This is a genomic window from Streptomyces sp. NPDC046915 (assembly GCF_040644935.1).
Taxonomy (GTDB): Bacteria; Actinomycetota; Actinomycetes; order Streptomycetales; family Streptomycetaceae; genus Streptomyces.
In genome coordinates this window covers 156,797-175,059 of the sequence record NZ_JBEYXB010000019.1, presented here as the reverse complement: position 1 = coordinate 175,059, position 18,263 = coordinate 156,797, and the positions used below count along the sequence as shown (strand labels likewise).

14 protein-coding genes are annotated in these 18,263 nt (G+C 70.1%); 6 read left to right on the top strand and 8 right to left on the bottom strand.

What is annotated here, in order from left to right; translation table 11 throughout:
* Positions 1-716 (bottom strand): maltotransferase domain-containing protein (locus tag ABZ915_RS37560; RefSeq protein ID WP_361812792.1); only part of this gene is annotated, 716 nt, incomplete at its 3' end.
* Between the two features lie 268 nt (positions 717-984).
* On the opposite strand from ABZ915_RS37560, the gene ABZ915_RS37555 reads away from it, so the two are divergent.
* The 4 genes from ABZ915_RS37555 (at position 985) to ABZ915_RS37540 (ending at position 6,896) form a co-directional block, all read left to right on the top strand.
* A complete protein-coding gene (locus ABZ915_RS37555) occupies positions 985-3,603 on the top strand; it encodes a glycosyltransferase family 1 protein (RefSeq protein WP_361812790.1) in 2,619 nt (872 codons plus the stop codon).
* A 286-nt stretch (positions 3,604-3,889) separates the two neighbouring features.
* A complete protein-coding gene (locus ABZ915_RS37550) occupies positions 3,890-5,098 on the top strand; it encodes an argininosuccinate synthase-related protein (RefSeq protein ID WP_361812788.1) in 1,209 nt (402 codons plus the stop codon).
* A 53-nt stretch (positions 5,099-5,151) separates the two neighbouring features.
* Positions 5,152-5,883 carry a 2OG-Fe dioxygenase family protein gene (locus ABZ915_RS37545; RefSeq protein ID WP_361812786.1) on the top strand — a complete coding sequence of 244 codons (732 nt, stop codon included), beginning with the start codon at positions 5,152-5,154 and terminating at the stop codon, positions 5,881-5,883.
* A gap of 44 nt (positions 5,884-5,927) precedes the next feature.
* Positions 5,928-6,896, top strand: coding sequence for a DMT family transporter (locus ABZ915_RS37540; protein ID WP_361812784.1), 969 nt, complete (start codon positions 5,928-5,930; stop codon positions 6,894-6,896).
* Here ABZ915_RS37540 and ABZ915_RS37535 read toward each other — a convergent pair.
* Positions 6,831-7,823, bottom strand: a complete 993-nt coding sequence (locus ABZ915_RS37535) for a LuxR C-terminal-related transcriptional regulator (RefSeq protein WP_361812782.1) — start codon at positions 7,821-7,823, stop codon at positions 6,831-6,833. The two genes, ABZ915_RS37540 and ABZ915_RS37535, sit on opposite strands and share 66 nt — an antisense overlap.
* 283 nt (positions 7,824-8,106) lie before the next feature.
* Between ABZ915_RS37535 and ABZ915_RS37530 the strand changes: the two genes are divergently transcribed.
* Positions 8,107-8,247: a hypothetical protein gene (locus ABZ915_RS37530; RefSeq protein ID WP_361812780.1), complete on the top strand. Its 141-nt coding sequence runs from the start codon at positions 8,107-8,109 to the stop codon at positions 8,245-8,247.
* 5 nt (positions 8,248-8,252) lie between these two features.
* Positions 8,253-9,065 (top strand): hypothetical protein, encoded by an 813-nt coding sequence (locus ABZ915_RS37525; RefSeq protein WP_361812778.1) that lies wholly within the window; start codon positions 8,253-8,255, stop codon positions 9,063-9,065.
* A gap of 363 nt (positions 9,066-9,428) precedes the next feature.
* On the opposite strand, the gene ABZ915_RS37520 is transcribed toward ABZ915_RS37525, so the two are convergent.
* The 6 genes from ABZ915_RS37520 to ABZ915_RS37495 all read right to left on the bottom strand — a co-directional run bounded on the left by ABZ915_RS37520 (position 9,429) and on the right by ABZ915_RS37495 (position 18,211).
* Positions 9,429-10,397, bottom strand: a complete 969-nt coding sequence (locus tag ABZ915_RS37520; RefSeq protein WP_361812776.1) for a glycosyltransferase family A protein — start codon at positions 10,395-10,397, stop codon at positions 9,429-9,431.
* A 163-nt stretch (positions 10,398-10,560) separates the two neighbouring features.
* A complete protein-coding gene (locus tag ABZ915_RS37515; RefSeq protein WP_361812774.1) occupies positions 10,561-10,911 on the bottom strand; it encodes a hypothetical protein in 351 nt (116 codons plus the stop codon).
* Positions 10,912-11,042: 131 nt separating this feature from the next.
* Complete coding sequence (locus ABZ915_RS37510; RefSeq protein WP_361812772.1) at positions 11,043-13,445, bottom strand: glycosyltransferase; 2,403 nt, start codon at positions 13,443-13,445, stop codon at positions 11,043-11,045.
* Positions 13,446-13,658: 213 nt separating this feature from the next.
* Entirely contained in the window at positions 13,659-14,180 is a 522-nt protein-coding gene (locus tag ABZ915_RS37505) for a DUF1990 domain-containing protein (RefSeq protein WP_361812770.1), read from the bottom strand.
* Positions 14,181-14,251: 71 nt separating this feature from the next.
* Complete coding sequence (locus ABZ915_RS37500; RefSeq protein ID WP_361812768.1) at positions 14,252-15,907, bottom strand: M4 family metallopeptidase; 1,656 nt, start codon at positions 15,905-15,907, stop codon at positions 14,252-14,254.
* A 249-nt stretch (positions 15,908-16,156) separates the two neighbouring features.
* The gene (locus ABZ915_RS37495; protein WP_361812766.1) at positions 16,157-18,211 is read right to left on the bottom strand and encodes a M4 family metallopeptidase; all 2,055 of its coding nucleotides are present in this window, start codon (positions 18,209-18,211) and stop codon (positions 16,157-16,159) included.
* Between the last annotated feature and the right edge of the window lie 52 nt (positions 18,212-18,263).

Sequence of the window (18,263 nt, the reverse complement as noted above, 5' to 3'; positions counted from 1 at the left end):
AGCAGGGGCAGGGTCTCGGAGGCGGTGACCAGTTCCCGCAGCGGATGCCGGGCGAGGACCTCCGCCACCTCCGGCGCCAACGCCGCCGCCAACCGCCAGGCGGCCGGCCGGTCCTCGTCGCGCAGGGCCGCCGCCGCGGCGAGCACGACCTCGCGCCCGTCGCGCTCCGGCACCCCGGCGGCGGCCCGCTCGTACAGCCGGGCGCCCTCCTCGAGCACCATGCCGGTGTCGATTCCCGCCGGTATCTTGATCCGCGCGTGGTGCTGCCAGGTGCCCACGGGGTGGCTCCAGGCCTCCACCGTGTACGTCCACGACCCGGGCGCGTCCGGGGTGACCTCGGCGCCCCATCGGTCGGTGCCCGGGGCGAGTTCGCGCATCGGCGTCCAGGGCCCCGGGCGGCCCTCGGGGTCCCGCAGGACCACGTTCGCGGCCACGGCGTCGTGACCCTCGCGGAACACGGTCGCGGAGATCTCGAACGTTTCTCCAGTCACCGCCTTGGCGGGCCTCTGGCCACGCTGGACGACGGGGCGGACGTCGAGGACGGGGATGCGGCCGACGACGGTGCCCTCGGCCGCGGCGGACTCCTGTGGGGAGGCCGGGGGAGCATCGGCCGGAGCCGTCGGCTTGGTGCTCTTCTTGCCGGCTGTCCTGCCGGCTGTCCTGTTGGTCGTCTTGCTGCTTGTCGGGGGTGGTGACGAGTGGTGCGTGGCGGGCATGACCGCTCCTGTCCGCGTCAACGAGGGTGTGGGCGGATGACTGTGGGGAGGTGGGTCCTGCGGGTGTACCTGTGATGCGCCTGGGGAGCGTACCGGAGGAGCCTTCCCACCCTATTCAGGTACGCAATCCGGCACTTTGTTAACTACTCACGCGTATGTCTACACACAAGTCCGGCCTCGAAGAGACGGGTACCCCCGGTACCGTCGAAGACGACGACGAGACGCACAACGAAGTGCGTCTCATACGCACTGCGTCCGAGGTGGAAGCGTGAAGGCGATCCGTCGGTTCACCGTCCGTCCCGTACTCCCGGAACCCCTCCGGCCACTGAGCGACCTGGCGCGCAACCTGCGCTGGTCCTGGCATGCGGAAACGCGCGACCTGTTCCAGTCCATCGATCCCGAACGCTGGGCCGCCTCCGAGGGCGACCCGGTCCGGCTCCTCGGCGGTGTGCGCCCCGGGCGCCTGGCCGAACTCGCCGAGGACCGCCGCTTCCTGCGCCGCCTGGCCGCGGCCGCGGACGATCTGGGCGACTACGTGACCGGCGACCGCTGGTACCAGACACAGCCCGCCGGTCTGCCCGCCGCCATCGCCTACTTCTCCCCGGAGTTCGGCATCACAGCCGCCCTGCCCCAGTACTCCGGCGGCCTCGGCATCCTGGCCGGCGACCACCTGAAGGCGGCCAGTGACCTGGGCGTACCGCTGATCGGCGTCGGACTCCTCTACCGGCACGGCTACTTCCGGCAGAGCCTGTCCCGGGACGGCTGGCAGCAGGAGCACTACCCCGTCCTCGACCCGCACGAGCTGCCGCTCGCCCTGCTCGAAGAGCCCGACGGCACCCCCGCCCAGGTCTCCCTCGCCCTGCCCGGCGGAAAGCGGCTGCGCGCCCGGATCTGGCTGGCGCAGGTCGGCCGGGTGCCGCTGCTGATGCTCGACTCCGACGTCGAGGAGAACGAACACGGTGAACGCGGCGTCACCGACCGGCTGTACGGCGGCGGCAGTGAGCACCGGCTGCTCCAGGAGATGCTGCTCGGCATAGGAGGGGTGCGGGCGGTGCGGACGTACTGCCGGCTCACCGGCCACCCCGAGCCCGAGGTCTTCCACACCAACGAGGGGCACGCCGGGTTCCTCGGCCTGGAACGCATCGCCGAGCTCTGCGACGACGGCCTGGACTTCGACGCGGGCCTGGAGGCGGTCCGGTCGGGAACCGTCTTCACCACCCACACCCCCGTCCCGGCCGGCATCGACCGCTTCGACCGGGAGCTGGTCGCCCGGCACTTCGGCACCGACGCCGAACTGCCGCGCATCGACGTCGAACGCATCCTGCGGCTCGGCATGGAGACCTACCCGGGCGGGGAGCCCAACCTGTTCAACATGGCCGTGATGGGGCTGCGCCTGGCCCAGCGCGCCAACGGGGTGTCGCTGCTGCACGGTCAGGTCAGCCGGGAGATGTTCGCCGGACTCTGGCCGGGATTCGACCCCGAGGAGGTGCCGATCACCTCCGTGACCAACGGGGTGCACGCCCCGACCTGGGTCGCCCCCGAGGTCTTCCGGCTCGGGGCGCGTCAGGTCGGCGCCCAGCGCACCGAGGACGCGCTCACCGTCGACGGCATCGACCGCTGGGACGCCGTCGCGGGCATCGCGGACCAGGACATCTGGGAACTGCGGCGCACCCTGCGCGAGCAGCTGGTGGTGGAGGTGCGGGAGCGGCTGCGGGCCTCCTGGCGGCAGCGCGGCGCGGGCACGGCCGAACTCGGCTGGATCGACGGTGTCCTCGACCCCGACGTCCTGACCATCGGCTTCGCCCGCCGGGTCCCGTCCTACAAGCGCCTCACCCTCATGCTCCGCGACCCCGACCGTCTGATGGAACTGCTGCTGCATCCGGAACACCCGGTGCAGATCGTGGTGGCGGGCAAGGCCCACCCCGCGGACGACGGCGGCAAGCGCCTGGTCCAGGAACTGGTCCGCTTCGCCGACGACCCGCGCGTCCGCCACCGCATCGTCTTCCTCCCCGACTACGGCATGGCGATGGCGCAGAAGCTCTACCCCGGCTGCGACATCTGGCTGAACAACCCCCTGCGGCCCCTGGAGGCCTGCGGCACGTCCGGTATGAAGGCGGCCCTCAACGGCTGCCTCAACCTCTCCGTCCTCGACGGCTGGTGGGACGAGTGGTTCAAGCCCGACTTCGGCTGGGCCATCCCCACGGCGGACGGCGCGGGCACCGACCCCGACCGCCGCGACGACATCGAGGCCGCCGCCCTCTACGACCTCCTCGAACAGCGCGTGACGCCCCGCTTCTACGAACGCGGCCAGTCCGGTCTGCCCGACCGCTGGATCGAGATGGTCCGCCAGACCCTGACCCTGCTCGGCCCGAAGGTGCTGGCCGGCCGCATGGTCCGCGAGTACGTGGAGCGCCTCTACACCCCGGCCGCGCAGGCGAGCCGTGCCCTCCCCCCGTCCGCGGCGGAGGAGCTGGCCGCCTGGAAGGCCCGGGTGCGTACCGCCTGGCACGGCGTGACCGTCGACCACGTCGAGACGACGGCCACCACGGCCACCGCCGAACTCGGCACCACCCTCGGCCTCCGCGTCCGCGTGGGCCTCGGCGCGCTCTCCCCCGACGACGTGGAGGTCCAGGTCGTCTCCGGCCGCGTCGACTCCGAGGACCGCATCACGGACGCCGGCACGATCGCCCTGAAGGCGGCGGGCGGCCAGGACCCGGACGGCCGCTGGCTCTACGAGGGCCCCCTCTCCCTCGACCGCACCGGCCCCTACGGCTACACGGTCCGCGTCCTCCCCACCCACCGCCTGCTGGCATCCGGCGCGGAACTGGGCCTGGTGGCGGGGCCTTCGGAGGAGGGGGTGGAGGAGGCGGGGGTGTTGATGCGCTGACGCCGGTGGGGTGGCAGGGGCGGTCTTTGCCCGCCCCTGCCACCCCGGTGCCGCACCCGGAGCACCGTCCTCTCAGGCCAGGAGGTCGTCCGCGGCGCTCGGACGTCCGGTGAAGGGGAGCATGCGCAGGCTGTCGCGGTCGTGCCGGAGTGGGCCGAGGACCAGGGCGCGGTGATCCGTTTCCGGGTCAGGCCATGGCCGGGCGCGGACATCCGCAGTCCATTGTCGGCAGCTCCTCCGTACGGAAATCTCCTTCTCCGTGATCAGTGCAGAGGTTGGAGAGGCCATGCGTCCCCCGCTCATTCGTTCCTTCTCGCAACTCGGATCCCTGGACCCGGACCGCCCCGTCGTGACCCTGTTCAGCGGCGGCCTCGACAGCTCGTACCTGCTGCTGCGGTTGCGCCGGATGGGCATTCGTGAGGTGCACGCCGTGAGCGTCGACATCGGCGAGGACGAGTCCAGTACGTACAAACGCCAGGTGGCCGAGGCGCTCGGAGCGACGATCCACATCCTCGATCGGCGTGCGGAGTTCGCCGGTCGGTACGTCGCTCCCGCGATCGCCGCCCAGGCCGTCTACCTCGGCATCCACCCCGTCAGCTCCACGCTCAGCCGTCCACTGATCGCCCACAGCGCGGTCGAGCTGGCCCGCGGACTCGGCGCGCAGGCCGTGCTGCACACCGCCAACCGCTCGCAGAACACCCTGCGCCGCCTCAACGGGGCGCTGCGGCTGCTCGGTTACGAGGGTGCGTTCGGCAGCCCGTACGACCTCGATCCCGTCACCCGTGACAACAAGCTCGTCGAACTGCGGGCCGCCGGCATCGACCTGCTCGCCGGGCGCATCGTCAGCGGCGACTCCAATCTGTGGTGCCGGGAGTTCGAGTCGGGCATCCTGGACGACCCCGAACAACACGAGGTCCCCGAGGAGATGTACGCCTGGAGCCGGCCGACCGCCGCCCCCGGCGACACCGACACCCTGACCGTCACCTTCGACCAAGGGCTTCCCGTCGCCGTCGACGGCGAACCGCTGCCGCTGACCGCACTGATCGACCGGCTCAACCGACGGGTGGGCGCGTACGGACTTGGCCGCTACTCCGGCCTGGAGCACCTCGACCACGGCGAGAAGGTCCTCGAGATCCGTGAGATGCCCGCCGCCTGGCTGCTGCTCAGCAGCTACCGGCACATCGAGAGTGCCTGCCTGGAGGCCGAACTCATCCGCGAGAAGCGGCACCTGGAACAGGTCTGGACCCGGGAGGCCCTCGAAGGCCGCTGGTTCGGCGAACTGCGGCTCGCCACCCAGGTGTTCATCGACACCTGCGCATCCCGTACCACCGGCTCAGTGACCTGGCGGCTGCGCACCGGCGGAGCCGACACACGGTCCATCACTGCCGGAGCGCCGCTGTACCTGCGCGACCGTGAGGCGTGGGAGGAGCGGTCGATCGACGCGGAGTCGGCGCCGTTCGCAGCCGGGGTCGAGGCATTCCTCGCCACCGTCTGACCTCCCTTCCCTCCTCCGCTTCCTGTTCGCTTCTCTTCCTACGGAGTACCGCCATGACCACCGCCGCCACCCACCACCCCGTCGCCGTCGATGCCGTCAACGCCCTCGCCGGTTCCGGCGGTCATCTGATCCCCGCCACCGCGCTCTCCGCGCTCGCCGGGATCGAAGCCGCCGACTGGACGCGCTTCGCCGCTCACTGGGACGAACTGACCCTCGACACGTACATGGCCGACGGCGGCACGTACCGCTTCCGCCGCTACGGCCAGTTCGAGCTCGACCCGGCTGCGGGCGAGCTCACCCTGCTCCCGCATGCCCCGTACCGCCAGGAACCGGACATCAACCCGCTCAACGGCGGTATCGAGCGGGTCTTCGACCCGCTGACCGAGTCCTTCGTCGGTGACCCGCTGCTGCGCTCCTTGCTCATCGAGCTCGGCCGGATCTTCACCGCCGTCGACGGTACGACGTCGTGGAACGTGAAGCTGCACCCGTACCGCATCAGCGCCTCCGCGGACCAGCAGGGACAGCCCGCGCCCGAGGGCCGGCACCGTGACGGCGTCACCTTCATCACCTCGCTGATGATCGGCCGCACCAATGTCACCGGCGGCGAGAGCGGCGTCTACACCGACGAGGGCGAGCACCTGCTCACCGCTACGCTGTCCGAGCCCGGTGACCTGCTGCTGGGCGACGACCGTCGCACGCTGCACTCGGTGACCCCGGTACGGCCTGTGGACCCCGAACTCGCCGCGCACCGCGACGTCCTGGTGATTGCCTACACCGCGCGCTGAGCCGCGGCCCCGCCCCCGCCTGTCTCTTGCCGAGGAGTCCCCACATGCCCGTCACTGCGGCCCGCCGCGCCTGGCTGACCGATCTACCCGTCCTGCTGGTGGCGGTGGTGTGGGGCTCCAGCTATCTCGCCGCCAAGGGCGTCACCACGACGCAGACCGTCGTGGCCGTGCTCGTGCTGCGGTTCGCCGTGGTGCTGCCGGTCCTGGTCGTGGCCGGATGGCGCAAGCTGCGGGCTCTGAAGGGGGCACAGATACGGGGCGCCGGCGCCCTCGGGCTGATCCTGTCCGGCATCTTCCTCCTTGAGACGTACGGCGTCGTGCACACTTCGGCGACCAACGCCGGGCTCATCATCAGCCTCACCATGATCTTCACGCCCGTCGCGGAGAGCCGGCTCACGGGCACTCGGCCCTCGCTGTCGTTCGTCGCGGCCGCGGGGCTCTCGGTGCTCGGTGTGCTGCTTCTCACGCAGGGTGCCGGCTTCAGTGCGCCGTCCCTCGGTGATCTGCTGATGCTGGGCGCGGCCGTCGCCCGTACCGTGCACGTCCTGGCGATGTCGCGCATGCGGTCGGTACAGGGCGCGGACGCGCTGTCGATGACCACGGTCCAACTGGGCAGCGCGGTCGTGGTGTTCGCGCTGCTCTCCGGGGCGCCCGGCACCGGCAGCACCCCGTGGGCGACCGCGGCGGACTTCGGGACCAGGGACTGGTTCGGGCTGCTCTACCTCTCCGCGTTCTGCACTCTGTTCGCGTTCTTCGTGCAGATGTGGGCGGTGCGCCGGACATCCCCGTCGCGGGTCAGCCTGCTGCTCGGCACCGAGCCGGTGTGGGCCGCCGTCGTCGGGATCACACTCGCCGGGGACCGGCCCGGGTGGCTGGGCCTGCTGGGCGCGCTCTTCGTGCTCGCGGGCACGGCATGGGGACGCAGCGCGGCCGCACCGCGGCAGGCGTCAGTCGTCGAGCCAGCCCAGCCGGACGGCGCAGACACCGGCCTGGAAACGGCTGGCCGTGCCTAGCCGTTCGGTCAGCTCACCGACGAGGCGGCGGACCGTACGCTCGGAGACCCCGAGCTTGCGGGCCATCGCCTCGTCGGTGAGTCCGCCGGCGAGCATCCGCACCAGCTCACGGTGCCGGCCGGTCGGGTGCCAGTCGCCCTCGGGGCTCGCGGTCGCGGACTCGGTCAGTACGGCGGCGCTGGCCCAGCAGTGCTCGAAGATCCCCTGGAAGACACTGACCAGTGTCTCGCCGCGCAGTACGACGGCGGCGATCTCCCCGTCCGCGGTCTGGGACGCCGGCACGATCGCCAGCGAATGGTCCACCACGATCAGCCGTAGTGGCAGGGTGTGCGCGGTGCGGACCTGGGCGCCCGCGCCGTTCAGCCGGCGCAGATAGGCCGTCATGTGCGGCACGGCGGCTGCCGAACCCAGATGGATCGTACGGATGTGTACGCCGCGGCCGAGCACGAGCCGGTCGCGCTCGAGACCCGCCTCGACCATCTCGGAGGGCAGCGCACGCCCCGGGTGCATCGAGAGCACCTCCTCCTCCGCTCGCTGCGAGGCGTCCTCCAGGGCGGCCGACACATTGGCGGCACCGGTCACCACCTCCATCTGGACTGAGGACAACGCGCGGGCGTGCACCGGCTGGAAGTCCGCGACGACCTGGGTGAGCGCGGAGCGGGTCTGCTGTATGGCGGTCAGCAGGGCGCTCGTGTGCTGCTCCTCGTCGAGGAGCAGATTGCGCAGCGCGGTGTCCGGGGCGAGAGCCGTCCAGCCGTTGCGGTTGCTCGACGACGGTACGAACAGGCCGAGCCGGCCGAGCAGCCGCAGTGCCTCGGCGAGTTCCGTCCCGCTCCAGCCACGGTCCTCGGTGAGGGTCTCCGAGCGCCAGGCGGCGTTGTCGAGAGCGAGGCGATAGAGCTCCTGGGCCCTTGCGCGTGCGTCCACCTGGAATCGTCCCCCAACTGATCCACCGGCACCGCACCCCCGGCCGTGCTCCGTTCGGGATCTTAGGAATGCGCCGAGCAGCGGAACAGTCACGGTCCGAAGTACGGACAGGTCGAAGGCCTGGTCGGTGTCCGGGTGGAGTCCGCCCCTGGCCATGGCCGGTCCCGGAACTCCCCTGGGCATGGCAGCGGACGCCCGCGCCGGGACATGCTGATCACACATCGAGAACCCGCTGAGCACTCACTCATCACTCACTGAACGACGAACTTCCAGGGGGACACCCATGTCTGCTTCTCACCTGTTCCGTGGCCTGTTCGCGACCCTCGCCGCAGTACTGGTCCTCGGTGGCGCGGCGAGCCCCGCGACTGTCGACACCCACCTCCAGGTCGTCGCCGCGGGCAGCGACTCGCTCATCTGGGGCTGATCCCGGTGCCCCGACCCAGCGTTGCCGTCGTCGCGCCGTTGACCGGCCCGCACACGGCCTGGGGGGCGGTCCTTCTCAGCCAACTGGAGCGGGTCAGGGCCGTCCACCCGGATGCCGCCGAGTGGCACGTGCACGACGAGACACCACAGGTCGCCCATACCGTCGTCGGCGCCGGATACGCGGCGGTCGTCGGCCACACCGACACAGAGGCTGCCAGGCGGGCGCTGCCGGTGTACCAGGCCGCCGGCCTGGCGTGTCTGCTGCCCTTCGTACGAGCCGACGGGCCCGCACTGAGCTGGGGGCCGGACACGGACGCGCTGGCCCGCACGATCGTCGAGGGCGCGATGGCGCTGGGGACCATGGCGCTTGCGGTTGCCCAGGACGAGGGACCCGACTGGACGAGGCTGGCGCTCGGAGTCGCGGAGGAGGCAGGGGCGGCGGGGCTCGCGCTGGGCGCTGGGGGCGGGCTGGCGGTGCTGGCATCCCAGGACCGGTTCACGCACTTCGTACGGGGTACCGGTCCCGTCCTCACGCCGGTGGAGTGCGGGCTGGTCTCCTTCGCCGCACTGTGCCGGGCGGCGCGGGAGCGTGAGGTGTGGGCCGTCCATCCCCAGATGTGCGCCCTGCGCGGAGCCAAAACCGCCGTCACAGCGCTCGCCCAGACCCTGGCCGAGGCCCCCGGCCTGCGCGGGCCGGCCCTGACAGCCGCGGTACGCGCCCACTCGGGAACCCTGCTCACGGCTGACGGAGCGCTCCTGGGCGGTGGTTGGCTGATTTCCCGGCTGCCCTGGGTGTGCCCGACGAGGGAATCGCTTTGAATCGTGGGGCAAGGACGTCCCGCTCCGGCAGATCACCAACTAGCCGGAAGGGCTCCACCGACCATGGCGCTTCTCGCCGAGCACCACGAACCCGACATGCCCGTCCAGGTCACCATCCGCATCCGGGACACGCCACCCAGCCGGTCGCTCTCATAATCTCGGAGTCTTCAGCCTGGTCGCAGGCCTGGCGCCCAGACGACAACGCCCGAGGTCGCCGTCGTCGCCGGGCTCGGCTTCACCCCGACGCTCACCGTGGCGCTCCGTATGGCCAAGGGAATGGAGGTGAGTGACCAGCAGGACGACATGCTGCGGCTGGTCATGCCCCTGCTGGCTCAGGTCGACGGGGATGCGGTGCTGCACGTCTCACACGGCGGATGCCGTCGGTGTCTCTTCCCTTCCCTGGCTGGGCGGGCCGGCGGTTCCGTTGTGAGCGGCCAGCGCTTGCTCCAGGCGCCGGATATGGTAGTACTGCACCCGCGTGGTCCTCTGCAGGGCCATGACCGCGGCGAGGAACTGGTCCATCTCGGCGGCCCGGGTGAGGATGTCGTCGGGCACGTTCTCGTCCCGCAGGCAGGCTTCCGCGTCCTGGTTCAGCACGGCGTGTGCCCAGCCGCGGGTGATCGGCTTGAACAGGTCCGGGTGGTTGGCCACGATCCGGGCCCGGATCGCCAGGTCGTTCTCGGCGGCTTCCACGTGCAGTCCGGTGTCCTTGTTGCGCGCCCCGAACAGCGGCTCATGGATGTGGTACGCATCGAAGCCGTGCTCGGCACAGCCGATCCAGAAGTCCCAGTCCTCTCCGGCCCGCATGTTCTCGTCGTACCCGCCCACGGTCTGCCACGCTTCACGGCGGTACAGCGAGCAGTAGAACATGATCAGGCGCTGGAGCAGCAGCTCTCTGCTGTAGGCGGGGAGAGGCATCACCTGTGGGGGAAGATCGTCGTCGGTGAAGGTGAACACGTCGGTCGAGGCGATGGCGACCTCGGGATCGCTGTCGAGCACCGCGACGGTCTTCTCCAGCATCGTGGGCGCGATCGTGTCGTCGGCGTCCAGGGGAAGGATGTAGCGGCCGGCGGCGGCCTCGATTCCGGTGTTGCGTGCGGCGGAGACCCCGGCATTGGTCTGTTGGAGCAATCTGATGCGCCGTTCGGGGTAACGGGTGATCAGGCCCTCGGTCACTTCGACGGTGTTGTCGGTACTGCCGTCGTCGACGATGACGAGTTCCCAGTCCTCGAACGTCTGGGCAAGGACGCTGGACACCGCCTCGGGCAGATAGCGGGCGTAGTTGTGGCACGGGATGACCACCGAAACCACGGGGTCGGACCTCTGGGGCATGCGCCGTCTTTCGCTTCGGAACGAGAAGGGGAACGGGAAGGGGCAGGGCGGGGCAGGATTCCGCCTCGCCGGGTGCCGGTGGCCCCCCTCGGGCCCTGTTGGAGGCCGTGTCGCGGTAGACCCGCCGGATCGCCCACTCGTGGCGGAGCGCCGTCGACAGGCCCTAGCCCTCGAAGGGCCACAGGTGCCCGTGGTGTCCGTAGTCGCAGAACGTGAGGTTGGCGACGGGTGCGCAGCAGTGGTGGTGGTAGCCGGTGATGGTCATGTTGCCGATGGGCGTGCAGCAGTGGATGTAGTCGGTGATCGTCATGTTGCCCATGGGCGTGCACGGGTGCTCGTACCCGGAGGTGACGGTGACGCCGCCCATCGCCTGCTCCGGGTGCCCGTATGCCGCCGTCGTGGGGAGCGAGTCCGAAGCGACGGCTGCGGCATAGGCCGCCTCTGCGCCGTTCAGTAGTCCGGCGGTTGCCAGCGCAGCGGGGAGGGCCAGCGAGGATACGACACGGGCTTTCACGGTGGGGCCTCTCTGTCGAGGGTGGGGGAGCTGCCCTGCAAGGCCGGTGCGTTCCGCGACCAGTGCAGTGGCGCCACCGTAGGATTTGCTTACTTTTCGTGTCAAAATGATTACTCCAAGTGCTGGAGTCGTCAGGACGGGGACACGGCCCCGACGCCCGCCGGGTCCGGGACGTGGTGCGGATGCAGCACTTCGAGGTCGGGCAGGGCCCAGCACGCGGTGCCCATGTCCCGGGCCATCGCGGCCAGGCCCTCGGTCTCGATGAGGTGCTGGTACGGGAAGCAGGGGAAGGTCAGGCCGTCACGGTGCAGGTCGGCGCGAACGAGCAGTGCCGTGCCCCCCACGGAGTCGACGCGGACCAGCCCCTGTCCCCGCAACTCGTCGAGGTAGGTCCGGCCGAACCCTTTGGGGGGCTGCAGGATGCCGTCGCGAAGCCATTGGGACCAGTTGAGCGTGCCGGCCCTGCGGTGAAGGACGAACGTGTTGAGGTCGTACGTGGGTCCGCCCGCCGTGGTGGCACAGTGTGGGACGACGATGTCCTTGCGCGCTCCGAGGAGACGCTGCATCAGGTCGGCCGGATAGTCGGTGACGTCGACGTCGAGCCACAGCACCCACTCCTCGTCGGCAAGGGCCCGGGAGAGCAGATGATTGCGGGCCCTGGCCAGCACGGACCGGCGTCGGCGCTGAACACCCGGCTCCCAACGGGGGCCCTCCAGCTGGAGGCCGAAGTCGCGGTGCACCAGGGTGACCCGCCGGTACTCCCCCTCGAGGTCGGGCAGGACCTGTTGGATCAGTTCTCTCGTCGTGTCCCTGCTGTCGCCCTCCAGCATGCCCAGGGAGACCGCCTCGCGCGGGTAGTCCAGGGCGCGGAGGCTCTCCAGATAGCGGGGCAGGAATGTGGCCGCGTCCTTGACGGGGGTGAGCACCAGCACCCGTGGCCGCTCGCTTGCCGGGCCCGGGGCCGGCTCCACGGCCGTCTGCGGTCCTTGGACGCAGGCCAGGGCGGCGGCGTGGACCGTCTCGGCGTGGGCGATGTCCTTCGGCTCGATCGGCATCCGGGTCGCCATGGCCTGCAACCGCTCGGCGTAGGCGCCGGGTTCGGCCCAGACCTCGGTCGCCACGTCGAAGTGCTCCGCGAAATGGGACTCGTCGAACGTATTGCTGCCGTGACATACATAGGTGTACAGCTCGGGTGCGTCCACCGACACCACCCGGCAGCTGCGGACCACCCCTTCCGCCACCGGCGTGTCCTCGCCCCGGCGCAGTGCCGGGTAGCGCGGCAGCCGATCCTTGGCGCATACCATCGACCCCTCCCAGACGCGCACGCAGGAGACCGCGAGCTTGCGCCGAGCGGGCCACCACAGCCGTTCACGGGCGAGGAAGCAGGCGTCGACTCCCAGCGCAAGGATCGCCGCCATCTGTGTCTCGACCCGCTCCGGGTCATACAGGTCGTCGTCGTCCCACTGGCATACGTAGGGCCCGGTCGCCCGGTCCGCCGCCTCGTTGCGCAGATCGCCCAACGGCCGTCCCTCCGGGGGGAGTCGGTGATGGCGGATCCGCGGGTCGCCCTGCTCGCGGATGTGCCGTTCGAGGGCGTCGTCCGTACCGTCCTCGACGACGACCAGTTCCAGGTTCGGGTAGGTCTGCGCGCGGAAGCACCTGATCGCGCGACGGGCCGTCGACGAGCGGTCCTTGGTCACCATCAGGCATGACACCGTCGGCGCGGGCGTGCCCGAGGCCCAGCGGCGGCGTTGCGCGTCAAGACTGAGCATGCCGTCGGCGAGGGGGTGCAGCTCCTGGCTCGCCCAGAACGGGATCCGTTTGCCGACGGAGGTCCGTGGGCCGGCGGGGGTGTCTGCCACCCAACTGCCGGACCAGTGGTGCACGGCGTAGGCACGTTCGTGATCGGCATTCTGAGGGCCGAACAGTTCTGCCGCGTACGGGCTCACCTCGGGGTAGAGGACCTCCGGACCGAGGACCGTGATCGAGGCAGGATCCGGGACGCTGTCGATCGCTCTGGTGAGGAAGAAAGGGCCTGTGGCGTCCAGCGCACTGGACGACTTGTGGGAGCCCACCAACTGCTGGTGCACGTGTGCCCAGAAGGGGTGGCCCGGCCGTGACGCGATGAAAGCGTTGCCGACGATGCGGCCGAATCCGCGCCGGCGGGCCAGCAGCAGCCGTGTGTGCGCCTCCGGTTCGCAGCCGAGGACGAGTTCGTGCCCGTCAAGGATGTCATCGACGGGGCGGAGGCACTCGAAGTCCAGATCGACGTAGAGCCCGCCGAAATGGTCGAGCAGGAAATAGCGAATTGCGTCGGCCCGCATGATTGCTTCTGGATAGCCGTCGTAGACGGGCAGGAACCACGGATAGTGCTCCTGGAGGAATGCGCGATTGTCCGCGTCGGTCCACAGACGGTAACCCCAGCCAGGATGGCGCTGACGCCAGGAGTCGGCCCACGCCTCCCATTCGGGGGGTACGTCGGTGTCTTTCCAGGTTTGGTGGATCAGGTCGGGAATCTTCTGCTGCGTCCGCATTGGGGCAGTATGCCGATTCGCTGGGACGGGGGGTTTTCCGGTGGGCCGGTCGTCAGAACAATCACCCGCGCGGCCCTCGGCGTGGCCGCCGATGCGCCGGCCGACCCGAGCGGGCAGGCAGCACTCAGGCGACGGGCCCTGTCATTCGTCGCCACGAGACGAGCAGTTGCGGGGTTGCCTCGTATCTCCCTCCTGGGCAGGACAGCCCTTGGGTCAGTCCTCGGCCAGCTCCGCGCACAGCCTCCTGAGCGCCGCCCCGCACCGCCGCGCGTAAGCATGCTGCAACCCCCGCGTAGCCGCCCCGCCCGCCCTCGCGTACCACTTCGCCGCGCGGCTGAAGGCGGCCACCGTCAGCCAGACCGTGCCGTCCCCCGTGCGGTCGACGACGAAGGCCTCCTCGCCGCACTCCGGGTGGCCGGGAAGCGTGCCGTAGGCCCAGCCGGCGCGGCGGGGTTCATCGACGGTCCAGATGATGCGGCAGGGGGCCTTGATGAGGCCGGCCAGGGTGACCGTGACGTCGACCTCGGGGGCGGCGCGGTCGGCCGTGGTGGCGAGGCCGACGCCTATCGCGCGGTGCATCTCCCAGGTGAGGACCGCCTCGGCGGCGCGGCGGAAGACCGGCTCGCCCTCGCCGATCCGGGTGCGCACGTGCAGGGGGTGGAAGCCGGGCGGGCAGGCGGAGAGGTCCTCGCGGGTCGCACCGACCGGCTCGTACGTGAAGGACGCCGATGACATGGGACCCAAGAGTAAGGCGGCCCCCGGGAGCGAGTTCGTCCCGGGGGCCGCCATAGTCACATCGCCGGGCGTCAGCTGACGTTGACCGCCGACCAGGCCGCCGCCACCGTCTTGTACTCGGTGCTGGTGGAGCCGTACAGGGCGGACGCCGCGCTCAGGGTCGCCGTGCGGGCGGCCTTGTAGTTCGTCGTCGACGTCATGTACGTCGTCAGCGCCTTGTACCAGATCTGGAGCGCCTTGGCGCGGCCGATGCCGGTGACCGTGGAGCCGTTGGACGTCGGGGAGTTGTAGGACACCCCGTTGATCGTCTTGGCGCCGCTGCCCTCCGAGAGGAGGTAGAAGAAGTGGTTCGCGACGCCGGACGAGTAGTGCACGTCCTTGTTGCCGACGGAGGAGGACCAGTTGTCCGCCGAGCCGCCGTCCTTGCTGGGCTTGTCCATGTAGCGCAGCGGCGAGCCGTCGCCGTTGATGTCGATCTCCTCGCCGATGAGGTAGTCACCGGGGTCGGAGGCGTTGTTGGCGTAGAACTCGACGCCCGTGCCGAAGATGTCGGAGGTCGCCTCGTTCAGGCCGCCGGACTCGCCGCTGTAGTCCAGGCCGGCGGTGTTGGCGGTGACGCCGTGGCTCATCTCGTGGCCGGCCACGTCCAGCGAGGTGAGCGGGTGGGTGTTGCCGTCACCGTCGCCGTAGGTCATGCAGAAGCAGCTGTCGTCCCAGAAGGCGTTGACGTACGAGCTGCCGTAGTGGACGCGGGAGTAGGCGCCGACACCGTTGTTCTTGATGCCGCTGCGGCCGAAGGTGGACTTGTAGAAGTCCCAGGTCTCCTGCGCGCCGTAGGCGGCGTCGGCGGCCGCCGTCACGTCGGTGGAGGAGCTGGACGCGGTGCCGGTGCCCCACGTGTTGGTGGTGTTGGTGAAGAGCGTGCCGGTGCCCGAGCTGGTGCCGTGCTTCAGGTTGTACGTCTTGTGGTTGCCGCGCGAGGCGTCGGTCAGCGAGTACGTCGAGCCCGACAGCGAGGTGGTGAGGCTGACGGTGCCCGAGTACAGCGTCTTGCCGGTGCCGGTCGCGTTCTCGATGCCCTGGTACTCGAAGAGCTTCTTGCCGGAGGCGGCGTCGGTGATGACGTGCAGCTGGTTCGGGGTGCCGTCGTCCTGGAGGCCGCCGACGACCGTCTCGTAGGCGAGGACGGGCTTGCCGGAGCCGGCCCAGATCACCTTGCGCGCGCCGTCGGCCGCGGTCTTGGCGGAGCCCAGGGTCTTGGCGGCGGTCACCGCCTGCTTCTCCGCCTTGGAGGCGGCGATCTGCGGCTTGAGCGAGGCCACCTTGATGGCCGCCTTGGTCGCCTTGGTGACGCCTTCGGTCTTGCCCGCCTTCGAGGTGTGGACGACCAGGTCGCCGCCGAGCACCGGCAGGCCCGCGTAGGTGCGCTCGTAGCGGGTGTGGACGGTGCCGTCGACGTCCTTGACGACGTCCTTGACGACCAGCTTCTCCTTGGCGCCGATGCCTATGTGCTGGGCGGTCTCGGCGGCGCCGGCCTGCGCCTTCTGGACCAGGGTGGTGCGGGCGGCCGCGGACAGCGAGGTCGGGGCGGCGGCCAGGGGCTTGGCGGCGCCGGCCGGCTGGGCGGAGGCGCTGGTGGTCAGACCGGTGGTGAGCAGGGCTCCGGCCGCGACAGCGGTGGCGATGGCCAGAGTGGTGCGCTTGTGACGCGCGTAGAGGGGGCTCACTCAAGCTCCTTCTCGTGGGGGAGTCCGGGTCAGCGTGGGGTTACTGACCGGAGTGTGGCGTTGTGAAGTTGCTGTGTTGTGCGGCGGGTGAAGGAAGAGTGACACCAGGGCCGCGTACATGTCATGACCCTGAAGTGATGTTGGCTGAAAACCAGTTTTCTGGGCGGTGTTACACGCTTGTGAACGGGCGCCGCCCGGGGGATTCGAACCTCCCGGACGGCGCCCTGCGCGTGGTGCCCTGTGCTGGGCTTACGGGAAGGTCAGCTTCCAGCTGTTGATCGTTCCGACGTCCTGCGCGGCCTGGTCCTGGACCTTCAACTTCCAAGTACCATTGGCCGATTCGGAGGAAGCGTTCACCGTGTAGGTGGCGTTCACGTTGTCCGCCGAATCGGAGGAGCTGAAGTTCTTCAGGCGGTACGAGGTGCCGGACGGGCCGACCAGGTCGACCACCAGGTCACCCCGCCAGGTGTGGCTGATATCGACCGTCACCTGGAGGTTGCTTGGCGCGTTTCCGCTCCTGCCGGAGACGGTGATGTTCGAGGTGACAGCGGGCCCGTTGTCCGGAATCGACACCGGTGTGGTGTTCTCGTACGAGCTGCCGCCACCGCCGCCGCCACCGGAGCGCGAGCCGACCGCGATGGCCGCCCAGGCGTCCTGCACCGCCTTGTACTCGGTGCTCGTGGTGCCGTACAGCTCACCGGCCGCCGCGAGGGTGCCGGTGCGGGCGCTCGCGTAGTTGGTGGTGGAGGTGAACTTGGTGGTCAGCGCCCGGTACCAGATCTGAAGCGCCTTGTCCCGGCCGATGCCGGTGACCGGAAGCCCGTCCGCCGTGGGCGAGTTGTAGCTGACGCCGTTGATGACCTTGGCGCCGCTGCCCTCGCTCAGCAGGTAGAAGAAGTGGTTCGCGGGGCCCGAGGAGTAGTGCACGTCGAGGCCGCCGAGACCCGAGTACCAGCTGTCCTTGGACGCGCCGTCCTTGCTGGGCTTGTCCATGTAGCGCAGCGGGGTGCCGTCGCCGTTGATGTCGATCTTCTCGCCGACGAGGTAGTCGCCGACGTCGGAGGAGTTGTTCGCGTAGAACTCGACGCCCGCGCCGAAGATGTCGGAGGTCGCCTCGTTCAGGCCGCCGGACTCGCCGCTGTAGTTCAGGCCCGCGGTGTTGGACGTGACGCCGTGGCTCATCTCGTGGCCGGCGACGTCGAGCGCGGTCAGCGGGTCGGCGTTGCCGGAGCCGTCGCCGTAGGTCATGCAGAAGCAGCTGTCGTCCCAGAACGCGTTGACGTACGAGTTGCCGTAGTGGACGCGGGAGTAGGCGCCGACGCCGTTGTTCTTGATGCCGTTGCGGCCGAAGGTGCTCTTGTAGAAGTCCCAGGTCTCCGCGGCGCCGTAGTGCGCGTCCGCGCCCGCGGTGGCGGCGTTCGACGTGGTGCCGTTGCCCCAGGTGTCGCTGGTCTGGGAGAACAGCGTGCCGGTGCCGGAGCTGCCGTGGTTGAGGTTGTACGTCTTGTGGCCGCCGCGCGCCCCGTCGGTGAGGGTGTAGTTCGACCCCGACTGGGTGGTGGTCAGCGTGACCTGGCCGCTGTACTGGGTGTTGCCGACGCCGGTCTCGATGCCCTGGTACTCGTAGAGCTTCTTGCCGGTGGTCGCGTCGGTGACGACGTGCAGCTGGTTCGGGGTGCCGTCGTCCTGGAGGCCGCCGACGACCGTCTCGTAGGCGAGGACGGGCTTGCCGCTCGCCGCCCAGATCACCTTGCGGGGGGTGTCGGCGGCGGCCGGCTTGACGGCGCCGAGGGCCTTGGCGCGCTGGACGGCCTGCTTCTCTGCGCTGGTGGCGCTCACGGCCGGGGTGAGGCCGGCGAACTTGAGGGTGGCGTTCGTCGCCTTGACGACGGACTCGGTGGCGCCGGACTTCGCGGTCTCGACGACGAGGTCGCCGCCGAGGACGGGCAGGCCGGCGTAGGTGCGCTCGTAGCGGGTGTGCAGCGTGCCGTCGCCGTCCTTGACGACGTCCTTGACGATCAGCTTCTCCTTGGCGCCGAGGCCTATCGCCCGGGCCGTGCCGGCCTTGGCGGAACTGGCGTCACGGAGCAGCTCGGCGCGCTGCGAGGGGCTGAGTCTGACCGTCACGTGGGACGAATTCGCCTTGCCCGAGGAGGACTTGGCCGGGGCGGCGCTGGCTGCGCCGGACTGGACGGCCGCGGCGATCAGCGCGGTGACGCCGGCGAGGGCGACGGCGGCGGTGCGGCGCGCGGTGGTCCGGGAGGGGGTGTGGGAGGTGCGTCTGCGCGAGGTATTGCTTCTCAACACGGACTCCTTCTGCGTGGCCGCGGGTCACGCGGCCAGGGGAGATCACAGC